Source organism: Muricoccus harenae, from assembly GCF_009848505.1.
In the GTDB taxonomy this organism is placed as follows: domain Bacteria; phylum Pseudomonadota; class Alphaproteobacteria; order Acetobacterales; family Acetobacteraceae; genus Roseomonas; species Roseomonas harenae.
Genome location: NZ_WWDL01000019.1, coordinates 22,848 through 39,037, shown reverse-complemented (window position 1 = coordinate 39,037; position 16,190 = coordinate 22,848). Strand labels below are relative to the sequence as shown.

The following is a 16,190-nucleotide window of genomic DNA, read 5'->3' as shown; positions in this document are numbered from 1 at the left end:
CCCGGAGAATGCCTATGAGCCAGACCCGTCCGCGCCACCAGGGCGTCTTCCCCGTGGTCCCGACCATTTTCGACGAACGCGGCGAACTGGACCTGGAGGGCCAGAAGCGCTGCGTGGACTTCATGATCGAGGCAGGCTCGAACGGCCTCTGCATTCTCGCAAACTTCTCCGAGCAGTTCGTTCTCTCGGACTGGGAGCGGGAAGTGCTGATGGCGGCCATCCTGGAGCATGTGGCCGGGCGCGTGCCGGTGATCGTGACCACCACCCATTTCGCCACCCGTATCTGCGCTGAGCGGTCCCGCCAGGCCCAGGCGGCAGGTGCCGCCATGGTGATGGTCATGCCACCCTATCACGGCGCAACGATCCGCGTGGCGGAGGCAGGGATCTACGACTTCTTCAGGGGCGTGTCGGAAGCGATCGACATCCCGATCATGATCCAGGACGCGCCGGTCAGCGGCACCACCCTGTCCGCCGCCTTCCTCGCCCGGATGGCGCGGGAGATCGACCAGGTCTCTTATTTCAAGGTCGAGGTGCCCTTCGCGGCCGCGAAGCTGCGGGAGCTGATCGCCCTCGGCGGCCATGCGGTGGAGGGCCCCTGGGACGGAGAGGAGGCCATCACCCTGATGGCCGATCTCGATGCCGGCGCCACCGGCGCAATGACCGGCGGCGGCTTTCCCGATGGCATCCGCCAGATCGTGGACGCCTATCGCGAGGGACGGCGGGAGGAGGCCGCCCGGGCCTATCAGCACTGGCTGCCGCTGATCAACTACGAGAACCGCCAATGCGGTCTGCTGGCGGCCAAGGCGCTGATGAAGGAGGGCGGGATCATCGGCTGTGACGCGCCTCGCCCGCCGCTGCAGCCACTGCACCCTGCCACCCGCGCCGGGCTGGTGGAAATCGCGCAGCGCGCGGGCGCGCTGGTGCTCCGCTGGGGGCGTTGATGCATGCCTGTCATCATGCCTAACTGATCGAAGGAGCGCCGTCGGCTGGCACTGGTCGTGGCCCAAAAATTCTGGGTCGGCTGCTCATTGGCCATGGCCACAGGCACAGACCATACAGAATGGCCTGCGCCATGAGCCGAACACGATCACCCCGCGCGGGCCGGTAAGCAGACCACTACCGTCCGACATCTTTTTCGAGTTGCAGTTACCTGGACCGCAGTTCGGTGCAGGTTTCCCCGCCGAAATTTCCCATCGTTCGGGCTTGATGGTCAGCTGCAACGACAATAGACGCCGTCACGAAGAACGGGATGTTCATCGGCGGCTCTGAAAGCAACCTCAACAAGTTCAGCGATTTCGTATTTCCGCCAGATGATCAAAGCGCCGGACAAAGTTCCCGAGACCCTGGGTCTGCGACCGCAACTCGATGATGAAATCGCCAAGTTCGGAAGCGGGTACCTGCGCCTGAACCTCGTCCCAGCCTTCCCAGCCTTCCTTGGCGGCAAAGCCTAGGATCTGCCCTCGCCTGCCTGTCAGCAATCGCTGCACCGTGGAGGTGAAGTCGCTCGGCACCGAGACGACTACCTCATCCACCGGTTCCAGAAGCACCGGACCGGCCTTGGCCAACCCTTCCTGCATGGCCATGCGGGTGGCGGTCGCGAAGGCCATGTCGCTGCTGTCCACAGTGTGGAAGCCGCCATCCAGCAAGGTGACCGCGACATCAACCACGGCGTGGCCCAGCGGGCCCTTCCGCGTGGCCTCCTCTGCCGCCTGGGCCACGGCCGGGGTGAAGCGCTTCGGGACCGCTCCGCCCACGACCTTCTCATCGAAGTGGAAGCCGGACCCACGCGGCCGGGGTGCGATCTGCAGCTTCACATCGGCGAACTGCCCGTGTCCGCCAGTCTGCCGCTTCAGGCGCGCATGCTGGGTGACTGCGTGGCGGATCGTTTCCCGGAAGGCAACCTGGGGCTGGGATGTGCGCAGCTTCACACCGGCCAATGCGGTCAGCCGGTCCAAAGCCGCGCGCAGATGAATCTCGCCCTGCCCTCCGAGCACGGTCGTGCCGCTCTCCGCGTCCTGCGTCACTGCCAGCGCCGGATCCTCCTCGGCCAATCGTTGCAGGCCGGCTGAGAGGCGCACTTCGTCGCCTCGATCCTCCGGGGCGATGCTCAGCGCATAGACAGGCGGCGGAGGCTCCGGAAAAGGGAGGGATGGGCCGCCCAGGGTGGCCCCGGTCCGTATCCCCTCCAGGCGCCCCAGTGCCACGACATCGCCCGCCTCGGCCTGGCGTATCTTTTCCGTCTCTCCGCCTGGGAAGCGATAGATGCCGCCCACACGCTGCCCATTCAGCGCTGCTCCATCCGCCAGCGAACCTTGCCAGAGTCGTACGAATGACAGTCGGCCGGCATGTCCTGCCTGAAGCGTCCGAAATACCTGAGCCACCGGTCCAACCGCATTCGGGATGCCACGCCGAGCAGCCGATTCCATGGCCGAAGGAACGTCATGGCGGAGCGCTTTCCAGAGACGCTGGACGCCATTGCTGCGTTCGGCTGCCCCCAGGAGAACGCTGGCCACGGCACCACTGCCCTCACCCTCATGCAGCGGCCGATAGATCTCTGCCGGCTCAGGCGTCAGATCCTCAAGCACCTTCTCCAGAAGGGCGTCATCGTGGTCGGCCAGCAACTCAAGCAGCTCGCCGCGCGCCTCTCTTTTTCGCTCCTGCATAAAGTCGGGTAGGTCGATGCGCTCGGAAGGCTCCCCACGGCGGTAACGATAGGCGCGCTCGCTCACCAGATCGACATAGCCGGTGACAGCCCCATTTTCCCGGATCGGAACCTGCCGAAGAACCAGCCTGCGCCGCACCTGTCTTTGTAGGGCCGTGAGGTATTCCCGAACCGTCCCAACCTGCATATCGATCTTGTTGATGAAGATGATGGCTGGGGTGCCCGTCTCCTCCAAGCGGCGAAACAACGGGCCGAGGTTCGGACTCCGCTCGGGAGTTGCCTCACAGACCACCACAGCCAGATCAACCACGGCGAGGGCACACTCGACATCGTAGGAGAACTCGACGGAGCCAGGACAATCAAGAATGGCCCAGCTCGATCCGGCCATTTCACAATGTGCAATTCGAAGGTCCGCGCCCTGCCCACGCGACGAAGCGCGGCGGCTAGGAGAGGTCCCCGAAACAGCGAGGAGAGCATCGAACAAGGCCGACTTTCCGCTGCCCTGAGGGCCTATCAGTGCAATCGAACGCGGAGATGTGCGAGTTGAACCACTGGCTGGCAGGTCTGGCACCGGACTTCCTCCTGATTTGTTTCTGCTTATCAGGCTGCGTTCTGCAGATATTATTGAAAAGGCATGATGGATGTTATCGTTATTGAAGGCTCGTGCCACTGAAGACCCGCCCGCAGTATGGTCCTGACCGGAGAACTGGTTCGGCCGAGGCGCAGGTCTTTCGGGTCAGGAACATCAGGGCCAACCACAGCGCAAACGCCGCCGAGTGCGACGACGAGTACTCGCTCATCACCATCGCGAAGCTGCATGAGGTCGCCTCCCGCCTATGGCTCACCGATGCCCTTGCCCGTATCGCCGGTCACCCGACACACGGCACGACAAGCCCCTGCCGTGGAATTGGAAGCGCTCCCAACCTCAGGCCCCACGCGTCGCCTGACCGCCATGCTCCCGGCGGCCGCGCCGAATGCGCCGCTGTTCGCGCCGGGCTTCGGACGCAGCGTTTATGGCGGGGCGCAGTTCCGGTTCTGATCGCATCCCTCCATGGGCCGCGTGGCAATGCTGGCGAGCCGCATTGATCGTGGTCTGATTTCTGATCCTTGGGCCTTCCCGGCGCGAACGGCGCTGACTGGCGGTCCCTTCCAGGGGAGCAACCGCCATGCTCCAGCAAGCCGCTGCCGCGGGCCTCACCCTCAGCGCCACCCTCCTGCCTGGGCCCGCCCTGGCTCACGTCACCCTGGTTCAGGCGGTACTGCCAGTTGGCAGCTAGGTCCGCATCGCTCTCCGTGCGCCGTATGGGTACGAAGGCGCCGCCAAGACCGGCCTCCGCCTCCAGCTGCCGGCCGTGCTCTGCAGCGTGCGGACCATGCCGGTCGCGGGTGGACCCTCACCTCCCGCATGGAGGGGCGTCACGTGGGCAGGCACCCCGCGCAGGATGAACAGGCCGGACAGCACGTCGGTCACGTCCGCAGCCCTGAGCTTTCGCCTCACCGCCGGCGCCAGCCGGCGCATGCCGTTGAGTGACGCTCTTGTGTGACCTCGATGTGTGACCTCGATGTGTGACACGGGCCGCCGAGCGGCCTCCAAAGGCTGGACCGCCGACGCAAGCATCTGAATTAGAGAAAATCTGATTCGCTGGTTGGGGCGCCAGGATCCCCAACTCGTCTTCGAGATTCCCTTATTGGTTCAGGGTCTTAGGTCGGCTTGTGGGGGAATGTGTGACATAGATGTGTGACGGTCAAGAAGTGAGAGATGGTGAGGGCGGAAGGGATCGATATCGACGGCCATTAAGCTTGTTCCTCTCTGCATCGGCCTACGGTGTTGCGGCACTCGGGCCGCGCCCCTCGTCCGACCTAATGGGTCCGGCGACGGCTTGGTCTCGGTCTGACCTTGGTGTGGAGCGCAAGTGGGCCAGCGCGCCCTGAAGGCGCGCGTCCTGATCACACGCCCCAGGTCACGCCTTCGCGCTGGGGAAAGGCCTAGAAACGGCTCAGGGCCGCTATGCGCCCACAGCGGATGGCCGGCGTCATTGCCCAGCCGACCGAAAACGGACATCACATCGTTCGGCGATGCTGACCGAGGCGGGAGGAAAGCCGCCCTTCGCTCCCGTTGCAGGTTTTGTTCAGCCGAAGGGCATCTAACAGGCCGCCACTGCGGCGGTTATCGGGCTTGGCTCTACGGCGCGCCAGCGCCTAGGTTCGGACGCATCGTGGACTGGAGGGCGGCTCATGCCCCAGCAGCAGCCAGGCGAGCTACCCTCGCACACCGCGGCGGCGCCTTGGGTCGCCGCGCTCGGTGCGACGGTCCTGATCCAGGTGGTCGCCTCTCTCGCGCTGGCGGCTTTGCCCACGATCGGGCCGCTCATCATGCGCGATGCCGGCCTACCGGCCGAGACCATCGGGCAGGTCTACAGCTTCGGCCTCCTCGGCACGGTGCTCTTTCTGGCCTTCGGGACACCAATCCTCGCGCGGCTTGGGCCGGTGCGCACCCTGCAGCTCGGCACCCTGGTCGCCGCTCTCGGCACGGCTGCGCTTGCAACCGCGGGCGTGCTGCCAGTGGCGCTCCTCACCGGGGCGCTCCTAGTCGGCTTCGGCAGCGGACCGAACGTGCCAGCCGGCACCCACATCCTCGCCCGGACCGCCCCACCCGCTCACCGCACCCTTGTCATCTCGGCCAGGCAGGCCGGGGCGCCGTTGGGGGGCATGCTGGCCGGCGTCGCCGTCCCACCGCTCGCCGCCGCGCTCGGCTGGCGTGCCGCGCTGCTCCTCGTGGCCGGGGCGCTCGTCGCCTCCGCACTCGCGGTCCAGCCGCTGCGCCCCGCCCTTGACGTGGACCGCGACCCTTCCCGCGCGGTTGGTCTGCGCGCGCTTATCGCGCCGGCGAACCTTACCGCGCCCTTTGCCGCCCTCGGGCTGCATCCTCTGCTCATTCCCTTGGTTGTGCTGTGCTTCTCCCTCTCCGTGCTGATGGGCACCTTGTCCGCCCTGACGGTGAGCTTCCTCGTCGAGGCGCGCGGCCTCGCACTGGCCGAGGCCGGAGCGGCCTTTGCAGCGATGCAAGCCGCCGGCTTCGCGGGCCGACTGGCGCTCGGTTGGCTGGCGGACCGAACGGGCACAGCGACGCGAGACCTGCTGGTACAATCCTTCGCCGCCTCGGCTTCCATCGTAATGCTGGTGCTGCTCCCGGCCGGGTCACCGCCCACGCTCTTCCTTCTGTTGAGCGGCGTTGTGGGGTTCGCGGCGTTGAGTTGGCCGGGAATCCTCAACGCGGAGGTTGCGCGTTTCGCTCCTCCGGACCGCGTGGCGGAGGCGACGATGGGCACCGTCCTGGTCGGCTTCGCCGGCCTCGTGGGCGGCGCGGCGGCCTGCTCGGCCGTGGTTTGGGCGACCGGCGGTTGGACGATCCCCCTACTCGCTGTGGCGGGGCAGGCCGCGGTTTTCGCCGTTGTCCTCGCGCCCCGTCTGCGGGCGGCATGGGCGCGGTCGTAGAGGCCCCCCCGGCGCCCGGAAGCACCAGCGGGGGCTTTTTGCTCAACCGTGCCATGGCACTGTACTGACAAGAGGCAGGCCGCACGGATGTCGGCTTTTCTTGCTCGCTGCGCGGAAGCGGTCCTTCCATTTTCGGCCAGCTCTGCTCGTTCGGCTTAGCGCCCATCTCGGACGTCCAACACTGCTGCCTACATACCCGCAAGCGGACATCCTGTTGCTCCGCGCTGCTTATGGATGCGAACCAAGCCGGGACGGCAGCCTGCGACCAGCGAACGGCCGTCGTGGCTGCCGTGAGCCCACCCAATGTCCCGAACCAGCGTGCTAGCCCAGAGTAATGGCGGCCTGCCGCACGACGCGCGCCCACTTATCGCGATCGCGCGCGAGCATCGCGCCGAACGGCTCGGCCCCGGCCGGTTGCGCCAGCACGCCCTGCGAGGCGAAGCGCGCGGGCAGGTCCGTCTCGCTGACAGCCCTGAGGGCTGCGGCTTCGAGGCGTGTGATGGCGGGCCGCGGCATGCCTGCGGGACCCGCGAAGCCGATGAACCCCGAGACCTCGATATCTTCGAAGCCCGGCGTCTCGGCAACGGCGGGCAGAGCGGGGTGCGTCGGAAGGCGGTCCGCATGGAGCGTCGCGAGCGGGCGGAGACCGCCACTGTCGATTCCCGGCCCGAAGCTCACCAGCGTGTCGATGCCGACCTGCAGCCTCCCCCCGAGCAGTTCGCGGTTGACCTCCGATCCACCCCGGAAAGGGATGTGCGTCATATCCAACCCGCCGGAGCGCAGCTTGATCAGCTCCAGGGCCAGGTGCTGCAGCGAGGCGATCCCCGGCGTCCCGGCATTGAGCTGGCCCGGACGCGCCCGCGCGAGCGCAATAAGGTCGGCGAAGGAGCGCGCTGGCAGATTGGCGGGAACGACGACCACGTAGGGCACTGTGGCGACTTGCGCCACGGGCACGAGGTCGCGGGCTGGGTCAAAGGGCAGGTTGCGCTGGAGTGCGGCGTTGACCGTGAGGTTCTGGGGGTTACCCATCAGCAACAGGTGCCCGTCGGGCGGTAAGGCGCGAACAACCGCCTCGGCCGCGAGGTTGCCGGTCGCGCCGAGCCGGTTCTCTACGAGGAAGGGCTGGCCGAGGCGCTGGGTGAGGGGCTCGGCTAGCATTCGCGCCACGACATCGAGCGACCCGCCCGGCGCGAAGCCCACCAGCAGCCGCACCGGCCGGGTGGGATAGACTGCCGTCTCCTGCGCTTGAACGGACCGCGGGGTGCGATCAACCCCCGCGATGCCTAGCGCGAGTACCGTGCGACGGTCGAGGGAGCACACAGGCGTCCTCCTTTGGAGCTTGGCCGTAACCTGGATGGCCGTCTAGGCGTCTGGATCCTGCCCGGCACGTCGCGTGTGGCAGAATACGGATTCGGTGGAATAGACTGTTGCAGCGATCGGAAGAACGATCTTGGACCGCATGCGCGCTATGGAGGTTTTTGTCGCAGTCGCCGAGGCCAGTAGCTTCGCTGCGGCCGGTGCCCGCTTGCGAATGTCGCCCCCTGCCGTGACGCGCACCGTCGCCGCGCTGGAGGATCGTCTCGGGACGCAGCTGCTGAACCGCACCACACGGCGGCTGAGTCTCACCGAGGCCGGAGCGCGCTACCTGGACAATGCGCGCCGCCTGCTCGGCGAGATCGCGCTCGCCGAGCAAGAGGTGATCGGCGAGGCTGTGGCACCCGTAGGGCACGTCACGGTCACTTGCCCTGTACCCTTTGGGCGGATGCACGGCCTACCGTTAGTCATGGATTTCCTGCGAGACGAGCCTAGGGTCACAGCGTCTGTGCTGTTGCTTAATCGGGTGGCGAACCTGGTCGAGGAAGGCATCGATGTCGCCCTGAGGATCGCCGCGATGCCGGACAGTTCTCTTGTGGCACGTCGCGTCGGCGAGGTACGCCGGATCCTCGTCGCCTCGCCAGGCTATTTGGAGCGGCGCGGTACGCCCTTGCGACCGGAGGATCTCAAGGAACACGACGTGATCGCCCACACCGAGCTGATGCCCGGTCGCGAGTGGCGGCACGTCGCGGACGACGGGCGGCCTGCCGCGATCTTGCTCGCGCCGCGGCTGACAGTGAACGACGCGCCCGCGGCTCTTTCGGCGGCGGAGCATGACGAGGGCATTGCAATCGCCTGGTCCTACATGGTCGCCCCTGCGCAGGCCGAGGGGCGCCTGGTCCCGGTGCTGGAGCGTTTCGCCCCCGCGCCGGTGCCGGTCCAGATTGTCTATCCTCATGCGCGACGGGTGGCGCCAAAGATCCGCGCCTTTGTGGAATTCGCCACACCCTGGCTACGTCGGCGCTTGGCAAGGCCCTGATGCAGTCCTAGCCCGAATACCCGAAGCTTGGCCGATCTGAACCAAAGCGGGTGCTTCATTCAGGGACCGTGCCACGCACCGCCCATGCCGTCGCGGCGTAGGAGCGAGGGCCGTCGGGCTCGCCGTCGAGGTAGGCGCTGCGGACATACTCGCGCAGCCTGTCCAGCGCGTCGAAGGCCAGACCGGCCACATAGCCCGCGGCTGGCCCTTGCCGACCAAGATAGGGTCCCCAGAAGTCCTCGAAATTCGCGTACTCCATGCGGATAGTGAGCGCGGTTTCGTGGATGTTCCGCAACCCGAGGGCGCGCCAAGCGGTGCCGAGTTCCCCAGGGCGCGTCATCGGGCGGGTGCAGTTTTGGGCGCGCAAGGCAGCGGCTTGGGGGTCGAGGGCGGCGGCCGTGTCGAGGAACAGCCGTTGTGCGACGAAGCCGCCCCGCGCGTCCCAGACCGCAGCCGCTATCACCGCTCCGGGACGCGCAACCCGGCGCATCTCGGCAACCGCGGCGGTGGAATCGGGCACGAAGTGCAGCATGAGCAGCGACAGCACCCGGTCGAAGCTGGCTGCTGAGAAAGGCAGCGCGCAGGCATCGCCCACCCGGAACTCAATGCGAGGATCGTTCGTCCGGTGTCGGGCATAATCGACATAGGCCGCGGAGATGTCGACACCCTGGATCCGGCTCGCCGCCGTCCGACTGGCCAGCACGAGCGACAGGCTGCCAGTGCCGCAGCCCAGATCCATCACCTGCTCGTCTGCGCCGACTGGACCGGCGAAGTCCAAGAAGGGCTCTGCGAGCCGCAGGCTCCAGCGCCCCATTTGCAGTTCGTAGGCGTCTCCGTCCGTTGCGGTGAAGGTCGAGGAGGTTGTCACATTTGGCTCCCGGTGATCGTCGGTCCACGCTGGACCTCCCGCCCGCAGCCTTGCACGGGTCCCGGCGCAAATCATGAAGGAACGAGCAAAATCGGCCGCTGCCGGGCAGATCGGGGCCGTTGGACCGGAAGCCGCGGCTCAGCAATAACCTGCTGCACGACCTCTTCTTCTCATCGTTGTTCAGGAGCGGTCGGTCCGCTCCCGGCCATCCAGCCTCACCGCGGTCTCCTTTCCTGAGCCGCAATCCCGCGGCTCAGGAGGCATGCTATGAAACGCGATCCTTCGGGTGTTCCGCTGCCACATACGCGGCCCGTCATGCCCTGGAACAAGGGGCGCTTCGTCGGTCCCAAGCCGCCCCTCAAGCCCAAGCAGGTCTGGGCGATCCGCTTTCACCTCCAGCGGGAACAGCGGCTTCGCGACCTGGCCCTGTTCGATCTGGCGATCGACAGCAAGCTCAGGGGCTGCGACCTGGTCCGCCTAACCATCGGCCAACTGGTCGTGAACGGCACAGCGCGTCACCGCGCGACCGTCATCCAGCGGAAGACCGAGCAGCCGGTGCAGTTTGAACTCACCGGCCAGACCCGCGACAGCGTGCTGGCATGGTTGGCACTCCGTGGCGGCACGCTGGACGACTTTGTGTTCCCGAGCCGATCCAGGAGAGGCCAGCACCTCAGCACCCGCCAGTATGCCCGCCTCGTTGGTGGATGGGTTGAGGCTATCGGGCTGGGCCGGTCAGCCTATGGCACCCACAGCCTGCGCCGGACCAAGGTCGCTCTCATCTACAAGCGAACCGGCAATCTGCGAGCCGTGCAGATCCTGCTCGGCCATGCCAAGCTGGAGAGCACGGTGCGGTACCTGGGGGTTGATGCCGAGGATGCCCTCACCCTGTCGGAAGCCATCGAGATCTGAGCACCTGAGCGGGACGCTCCGAACGGCTCGGGGCAGCGCCCTGTCCCGAGCCGCCCAAGATGGCTCTTCAGGCTGGAACGCGCCCACAGCGGTTACCGGCGAACACTTGCCCGGTGCCCGATAGCGGACATCGACGATGAGCAGATCCATGGACTACCGGCCGAGCGGCGTCAGCCTGGACTCCACCTGCGGCGGCACGACATCGAACACGACGAGGGCTCGGCGTTCTGGACCGCCCCCAATTACTTGGTCATCAGCCGCCCGATGGCGGAGCTCGCGAGCGACCAGTAGCGTCGGGCCTCGCGGAGGTCCTGCTCCCGCCCCTTTCGCCGCGCGTAATGCGGGGGCCCGCAGGGGGGACGGCATCGGCCGGGCTGCGCCGGGCCTCACTGCCGAATCGCCCGAGCGCGCCGGTCTCGAGCACATGGCGGACGCAGTTGCCGAGATGTTCGGCCAGGGCCTGCCGGCCAGCGGCGCTGTCACGTGCGAGCGCACTGTCCAGCAGGCGCCGATGCTCCTCGGCCGCCGCCTCGCCGCGGAACACCACCGCCACCATCTGGTAGCGCAGGTACCGGTCGTAGATGGCCGCGTGCGTCTGCAGCAGCAGCTTTGAGCCGCAAGCCGCGATCAGCGCGCGGTGGAACTCCCAGTCGTAGCGCTTCCAAACCTCCAGATCGACATCTTCCCGCGCGAGGAGTCGGTGCTCGAGCGCGGCAAGCTTGTGATGCGCGGCCACCACCCCGCCTTCCCAGTCCAGCCCGCCGGCGGCGAAGGATTCCTCCATCGCGTGCGCCTCCAACAGGAGCCGCAACGAGGTGACCTCCCGAAAGTCGTCGTCCGAAACCGGCGCTACCTCGAACCCTCTCTGGCCCTCGGCGACGATGAGCCCCTCCGAGGCGAGCCGGCTCAGCAGCTCGCGCAGCGTGCTTATCCCCGCGCCATATGTCTCCCGCATCCGGTCGAGACCCAGCTTCTGCCCGGGCGCTAGGCGCCCGAACACGATGTCGGCGCGGATCCGGCCGTAGGCCGCCTCCCCGATCGTTCCGCCGTCTGAAGCCGAAGTCCCGTACACCGCTGAGAGCGCCTCCACTTGCACATCATGGTGCCTCAGAACACCGTCGGCGCCAAACCTCACCCCGTCTGGTTTTTTCCATTTTGTCAGATGATTTCCGAATCGGGCGTTGCACTCGTTTTTCTCTGACGTTAGGACGACCCTGTACCGAGCGCTGCGAGAGCGTGTCGGCCGGGGGATGAGGCTTGCAGGACACGAAAAGAGGGGCGTGCGGCCGGATCGGCCGCGCTGGCGCGAGTGTCGGGCTCCACACCAAAGTGGCGGAGTTCCTGCCTTGAGCGCACTAATCCACGTCCTCAACGGCCCTAACCTTAACCGGCTGGGCAAGCGCGAGCCGGAGATCTACGGCCGCACGACCTTGGCCGAGGTCGAGGCCATGTGCCGGGAGGCCGCTGGCGACATACCTATCGTCTTCCGCCAGACCAACTGGGAAGGCCAACTCGTGGACTGGATCCACGAGGCCACCGATGGCAACGCCGCGGGCATCATCATCAACCCGGCCGGGCTGACCTTCACCTCCATCCCGGTGCTGGATGCCCTGAAGATGTTCGGTCGTCCGATCATTGAGCTGCACATCTCGAACATTCATCGGCGGGAGGCGATCTACCACCGCTCGCTCGTCTCCACAGTGGCCACGGCCGTTATCGCGGGGCTCGGCGCCCGCGGCTACGCCACGGCCATCCGCTCCATGCGCGACCTGCTCGACTGAAGGCCCGGCCGCCCGGTGCCACCCGGCGCGCCCACACGAACACCAACGAACAACGAGAGGGAGAGAGACGATGCAAGAGGACTCGAATGGCGCGAAGACGATGACCCTGCGCCGCCGCGCTCTGCTGGCGGGCATGGGCGGTATCAGCGCCCTGCCGCTGGTCGGGAAAGGCGATGCCCGGGCTCAGGCCCAGGGATATCCGAACCGGGCGGTCGCGATCATCGTCCCCTTCGCGCCGGGCGGCTCGACCGACTTCGTGGCGCGCCTGTTGGCGCAGCACCTCTCGACCAAGCTGAACGGCAATTTCGTGGTGGAGAACCGCGCCGGCGGCAGCGGCACAGTGGGCCACGGGGCGGTCGCCCGCGCGAGGCCGGACGGCTACACCCTCGGCGTCTCGCCCACGGGCACCTTCGCCCTCGCGCCGTTCCTGTTTGAAAAGCTGCCCTATGACAGCGACAAGGACTTCGCGCCTATCAGCCTGTTGGCCGGCAACGCCATGTTTGTCTGCGTCCACTCCTCCAGCGGCATCAACACCTATGCCGATCTGATCGGGGCGGCGAAGGCGCAGCCGGGCAAGCTCACCTACGCCTCGGCCGGTGCCGGCACGATCGCCCATCTCGCGCCCGAGCTGATGCTCGACATGTCCCGCGCGGAGATGCTGCACGTCGCCTACCGCTCCGGCGGGCTGCAGGTGCAGGCGGTGATCGGGCGCGAGACGAATATGGGCTTCATAGACACCGTAACGGCCATTCCCCACATCCAGTCCGGCGCCCTGCGCGCGCTCGCTGTGACGAGCGTCGGGCGCAGTCCCCAGATGCCCGAGGTGCCGACCCTCGCCGAGTGTGGCCTGACAGGCTACCGCGCCACCAACGACTTCGGCTTCTTCGCGCCCGCCGGCACGCCGCCGGCGATCGTGGCGCAACTCTCGGTAGCCACCCGCGAGATCCTCGTCATGCCAGAGGTCAAGTCACGGCTCGATGCCGCCTCGATTGACATCTACGCCGGCACGTCAGAGGCCTTTCCGCTCTACCAGGCGGAAGAAGCCCGGCGCTGGGGCGACTTGATCCGCCGCCGCAACATCAAAATGGAATAGGCGGCAGGGCTAGGAACGCTTCATGACCAGCGCGATGCTTGCGATCTGGAGCGACGTGACGCCGGAGCAGGAGACGGACTACTTGCACTGGCTGACACGCGAGCACACGGCGGAGCGGGTGGGAATCCCTGGCTTCGAAGCGGTGCGCGTGTTCCGCGCCGATCTGCCGGAGGTGTGCCGCTATCTCATCCTCTACGACCTCGCGGCGCCCTCGGTGCTCACCAGCCCCGCCTACCTGGAGCGACTGAACGCACCGACGCCCTGGTCGCAACGGATCATGCCGACGCTGCAAAATTTTGCCCGTGGCGGCGGATGGGTGCGTGCCGTGCGCGGAACTGGCGGTGGCGCGCACCTTCTGCCGCTTCGCCTCAGCCGGCCGGCTGTGGACACGGAACCCCTGCTGGAGGCCCTGGCGGCGGAGGACCGGGTCTGCGCCGCTCGCCTGCTCGAGGTCGACCGGGAGGGTTCCGACGTCCCGACGAGCGAGAAGGCGTTGCGCGGCGGGGATGGGGGCTTCCCCGGCCTTCTCCTGATCGAGGCCGCGGCACCCGCCGCGCTGCGCCACGCGCTTTCTGGGCACCGGGAGGCCCTTGCCCCGCTCAGCACCGATGGCGAAGACCCGACCCTCTACACGGCAGTATTCTCGCTTCGGAAGGCAGAGCTGGACGTCGGGGCGGCGGATGCCGCGATCCGAAGCGCCCATCCCACCGCCTAGCGCGGAGTTGCCGGACGCACCTGAACTCCCCGCGTCCGCTTCGCCGTCTTGGGCGCTCGAGAGCTGCCGTTCCGCTCTCGGCCGAACCTGGCTGTTCCCTTATCGGCTCGATGGTCCGCTTCAGGGCTCAGAAGGCCGCTCGGCGTCCAGAAAGGGCAATCCGGTCTGGGCGGCTGCCATGGAGGGCTGGGCTTCCAGCCAGCGAGCCAGTGCCGAGACAACGTGTTCTTGCTCCGCCTCCGACAGCTCTCGTCCGGCCGAAATGCCGTGCCACTTGGCGAGGCACCCGCGGCAGCAGGTAGCGGTTGCGTGCTGCGCCACGAAGACTGGGTGCCCGCGCATTGGCGTTTGCTTTCCGTCCCGAACGGGTACTGCGGGCGCGAGCCGCTTCGCCACAAAGCCTCTGGCGTGTGACAGGACCACGTCTCTCCCGCTCCCGCGCAGGTAGTCCGCGTCTCGGCCGCTGAGCAGGAAGCGGCGCCTAAAGGTCGATCGCCCGAGTTCCTCGAAAACCTGGTTCAGATCCCTCATCTTGCCACCTCGCGACATGAGAGCGCCGTCTCGGAACACGAAACGGCCTAACGCCTCTATCTGGCCTGCTGCCGACCGCACTCGGCAGCACGGCTCATCAAGGAACTTTCCTGGGCATGCCTCGTTCACGCGGGGCGCAGCCGCGTTCTTTCAGGCGCACCGCCCCAATCAGCCCGGAGATAGTCAGGCACGATGTCCATGCCACTTCCTTTCCTTCTGATGTGGCTGGCCGGGCTGGTGTCGCTCGCTATTCTCGGAGGCGGGGCCTACATCGTCTGGGCTTGGTATGTAGGGGAGCTCATCGCAACAGCTTGGCTCGTGCTGGGCCTGGCTATGCTCCTCTACTCGGTTTTTGGTCGCTATCTCGTGCTGCTCATGCGGCGTCCTGCGGCGGATGAGCCGCGGTCAGAACGCGGCGGCCGGGAACTGCGCGTGAAGGGCCCGGACGGGAGCGACCTTCAGGCCGAGATCCATGGGCAGGAAGGACGGCCCACGCTTCTGATGACCCATGGATGGGACCTCGACGCTACCGCTTGGTACTACGAGAAAAAGAATCTTTCCGAGCGCTTCCGGCTTGTTCTTTGGGATCTGCCAGGGCTGGGTCAGTCGAGTCAGCCAGCCGACGGGCGCTACAGCCTGGAGCGCATGGCGCAGAACCTGCGCGCCGTGCTGGACCGGACCGGTGACGGGCGCCCAGTGGTGCTGGTCGGGCACAGTATCGGGGGCATGACGATCCTGACCTTCTGTCGCTTGTTCCCCGAGCTACTCGGGCGCGAGGTGGCGGGCATTGTACTCGTGAACACGACCTACACGCAGCCGCTGAACACCGTCACGGCCGGAGCGCTGCTTCGCGCGATCCAGAAGCCGATCCTGGAGCCGCTGCTGCACCTGACAATCTGGCTGTTTCCGCTGGTCTGGCTGATGAACTGGCAGAGCTATCTGAGCGGGTCGTCCCACAAGACGACATCCAGCACCTCCTTCAGTGGGCATGAAAGCCGAGGGCAGCTCGACTTCGCCGCATATTTCACAGCCAAGATGTCACCTGCTGTGCTGGCGAAGGGCATTCTGGCAATGCTGCGCTGGGACGAGACGGCGACGCTGCCGCGCATCAATGTACCGACGCTAATCATCACGAGCGACGCGGACAGGATAACCTTGCCGGAGGCGAGCCGCACGATGGCGTCGACCATCCCACAGGCGCAGTTGATCCAGGTGTCTCCGGCGGGGCACCCGGGTTTCCTCGAGCGCAGCGAACGCTATGACGCCGCCATTGCGGAATTTGCCGCCACATGCCTCACCCCACAGCCTGGCCCTGCCCTTCACCCGGTCCCGCGAGATGGCGCGGTCTGAAGGTCAGAAAGAGCGGTCACAGTGGCGGCTAGGCCTCGTCTGAACAGGATCAGGAAGAGAACAGAAGGTTTGGGTGAGCGCCGAGCCTCCAGTCCAAATCTGGGCGTGTGCAGATGGCCGACAGCAGCCGACCTGCCTGGCTGCCGGCAATGTCAGTCTCAGTCCCTTTACCGCACGGAAGCGGCCGGTCCGCTCCCGGCCAGACCATGCCTCCGGGAAAGGGTGCAGAGGGTTCGCATCCACCTCACCTTGAAAAGCCGGAGCGGGTAGCGGCCTCGCCAGCTTTGTGCAGGGTGCGCTATCTCGCGGCGCGATGCATGATCCCCGGCAGGGCCCGGCTCGAGTTCCGATGACCTGATGCAGAACAGGAATCCGCCCCCGGTCCCAGCGATCAAGCAGAGGCCGAGGCCTACTCCGCAGCGATCAACATTGC

General features: G+C 66.7%; 13 protein-coding genes and 1 pseudogene. 8 read left to right on the top strand and 6 right to left on the bottom strand.

The window, feature by feature from the left end; all coding sequences use genetic code 11:
* Window positions 1-8 precede the first annotated feature (8 nt).
* Window positions 9-941, top strand: a complete 933-nt coding sequence (locus tag GSE44_RS14570; RefSeq protein ID WP_201306073.1) for a dihydrodipicolinate synthase family protein — start codon at window positions 9-11, stop codon at window positions 939-941.
* 345 nt (window positions 942-1,286) lie between these two features.
* Here GSE44_RS14570 and GSE44_RS14565 read toward each other — a convergent pair whose 3' ends face one another.
* Together GSE44_RS14565 and GSE44_RS26495 are read right to left on the bottom strand one after the other, a co-directional pair.
* The gene (locus GSE44_RS14565) at window positions 1,287-3,233 is read right to left on the bottom strand and encodes an elongation factor G (protein ID WP_235924823.1); all 1,947 of its coding nucleotides are present in this window, start codon (window positions 3,231-3,233) and stop codon (window positions 1,287-1,289) included.
* Between the two features lie 846 nt (window positions 3,234-4,079).
* A pseudogene (locus GSE44_RS26495) lies at window positions 4,080-4,217 on the bottom strand (IS3 family transposase); the annotation flags it as partial.
* 680 nt (window positions 4,218-4,897) lie between these two features.
* Here GSE44_RS26495 and GSE44_RS14555 point away from each other — a divergent pair.
* Window positions 4,898-6,157, top strand: a complete 1,260-nt coding sequence (locus GSE44_RS14555) for an MFS transporter (protein WP_159349559.1) — start codon at window positions 4,898-4,900, stop codon at window positions 6,155-6,157.
* A 321-nt stretch (window positions 6,158-6,478) separates the two neighbouring features.
* Here the strand turns inward: GSE44_RS14555 and GSE44_RS14550 are convergent, their stop codons facing one another.
* On the bottom strand, window positions 6,479-7,477 hold the full coding sequence (locus GSE44_RS14550) for a Bug family tripartite tricarboxylate transporter substrate binding protein (protein WP_159349558.1): 999 nt from the start codon (window positions 7,475-7,477) through the stop codon (window positions 6,479-6,481).
* A 139-nt stretch (window positions 7,478-7,616) separates the two neighbouring features.
* Here GSE44_RS14550 and GSE44_RS14545 point away from each other — a divergent pair, with 139 nt between their 5' ends.
* A complete protein-coding gene (locus GSE44_RS14545; protein ID WP_235924836.1) occupies window positions 7,617-8,510 on the top strand; it encodes a LysR family transcriptional regulator in 894 nt (297 codons plus the stop codon).
* A 55-nt stretch (window positions 8,511-8,565) separates the two neighbouring features.
* Here the strand turns inward: GSE44_RS14545 and GSE44_RS14540 are convergent, their stop codons facing one another.
* Window positions 8,566-9,378 (bottom strand): class I SAM-dependent methyltransferase, encoded by an 813-nt coding sequence (locus tag GSE44_RS14540; RefSeq protein ID WP_201306072.1) that lies wholly within the window; start codon window positions 9,376-9,378, stop codon window positions 8,566-8,568.
* A gap of 267 nt (window positions 9,379-9,645) precedes the next feature.
* Here GSE44_RS14540 and GSE44_RS14535 point away from each other — a divergent pair, with 267 nt between their 5' ends.
* On the top strand, window positions 9,646-10,287 hold the full coding sequence (locus tag GSE44_RS14535) for a tyrosine-type recombinase/integrase (protein ID WP_235924822.1): 642 nt from the start codon (window positions 9,646-9,648) through the stop codon (window positions 10,285-10,287).
* Window positions 10,288-10,540: 253 nt separating this feature from the next.
* On the opposite strand, the gene GSE44_RS14530 is transcribed toward GSE44_RS14535, so the two are convergent.
* A complete protein-coding gene (locus GSE44_RS14530) occupies window positions 10,541-11,377 on the bottom strand; it encodes a GntR family transcriptional regulator (RefSeq protein WP_235924821.1) in 837 nt (278 codons plus the stop codon).
* Between the two features lie 256 nt (window positions 11,378-11,633).
* Between GSE44_RS14530 and GSE44_RS14525 the strand changes: the two genes are divergently transcribed.
* From GSE44_RS14525 to GSE44_RS14515, 3 genes are all read left to right on the top strand, one after another.
* Complete coding sequence (locus tag GSE44_RS14525) at window positions 11,634-12,068, top strand: type II 3-dehydroquinate dehydratase (RefSeq protein ID WP_159349555.1); 435 nt, start codon at window positions 11,634-11,636, stop codon at window positions 12,066-12,068.
* 70 nt (window positions 12,069-12,138) lie between these two features.
* Complete coding sequence (locus GSE44_RS14520; protein ID WP_235924820.1) at window positions 12,139-13,161, top strand: Bug family tripartite tricarboxylate transporter substrate binding protein; 1,023 nt, start codon at window positions 12,139-12,141, stop codon at window positions 13,159-13,161.
* 22 nt (window positions 13,162-13,183) lie between these two features.
* On the top strand, window positions 13,184-13,876 hold the full coding sequence (locus GSE44_RS14515) for a DUF4286 family protein (protein WP_159349554.1): 693 nt from the start codon (window positions 13,184-13,186) through the stop codon (window positions 13,874-13,876).
* Window positions 13,877-13,996: 120 nt separating this feature from the next.
* On the opposite strand, the gene GSE44_RS14510 is transcribed toward GSE44_RS14515, so the two are convergent.
* Window positions 13,997-14,407 (bottom strand): DUF4186 domain-containing protein, encoded by a 411-nt coding sequence (locus GSE44_RS14510; protein WP_159349553.1) that lies wholly within the window; start codon window positions 14,405-14,407, stop codon window positions 13,997-13,999.
* A gap of 192 nt (window positions 14,408-14,599) precedes the next feature.
* Between GSE44_RS14510 and GSE44_RS14505 the strand changes: the two genes are divergently transcribed.
* Window positions 14,600-15,757 (top strand): alpha/beta fold hydrolase, encoded by a 1,158-nt coding sequence (locus GSE44_RS14505; protein WP_235924818.1) that lies wholly within the window; start codon window positions 14,600-14,602, stop codon window positions 15,755-15,757.
* Window positions 15,758-16,190: the final 433 nt, after the last annotated feature.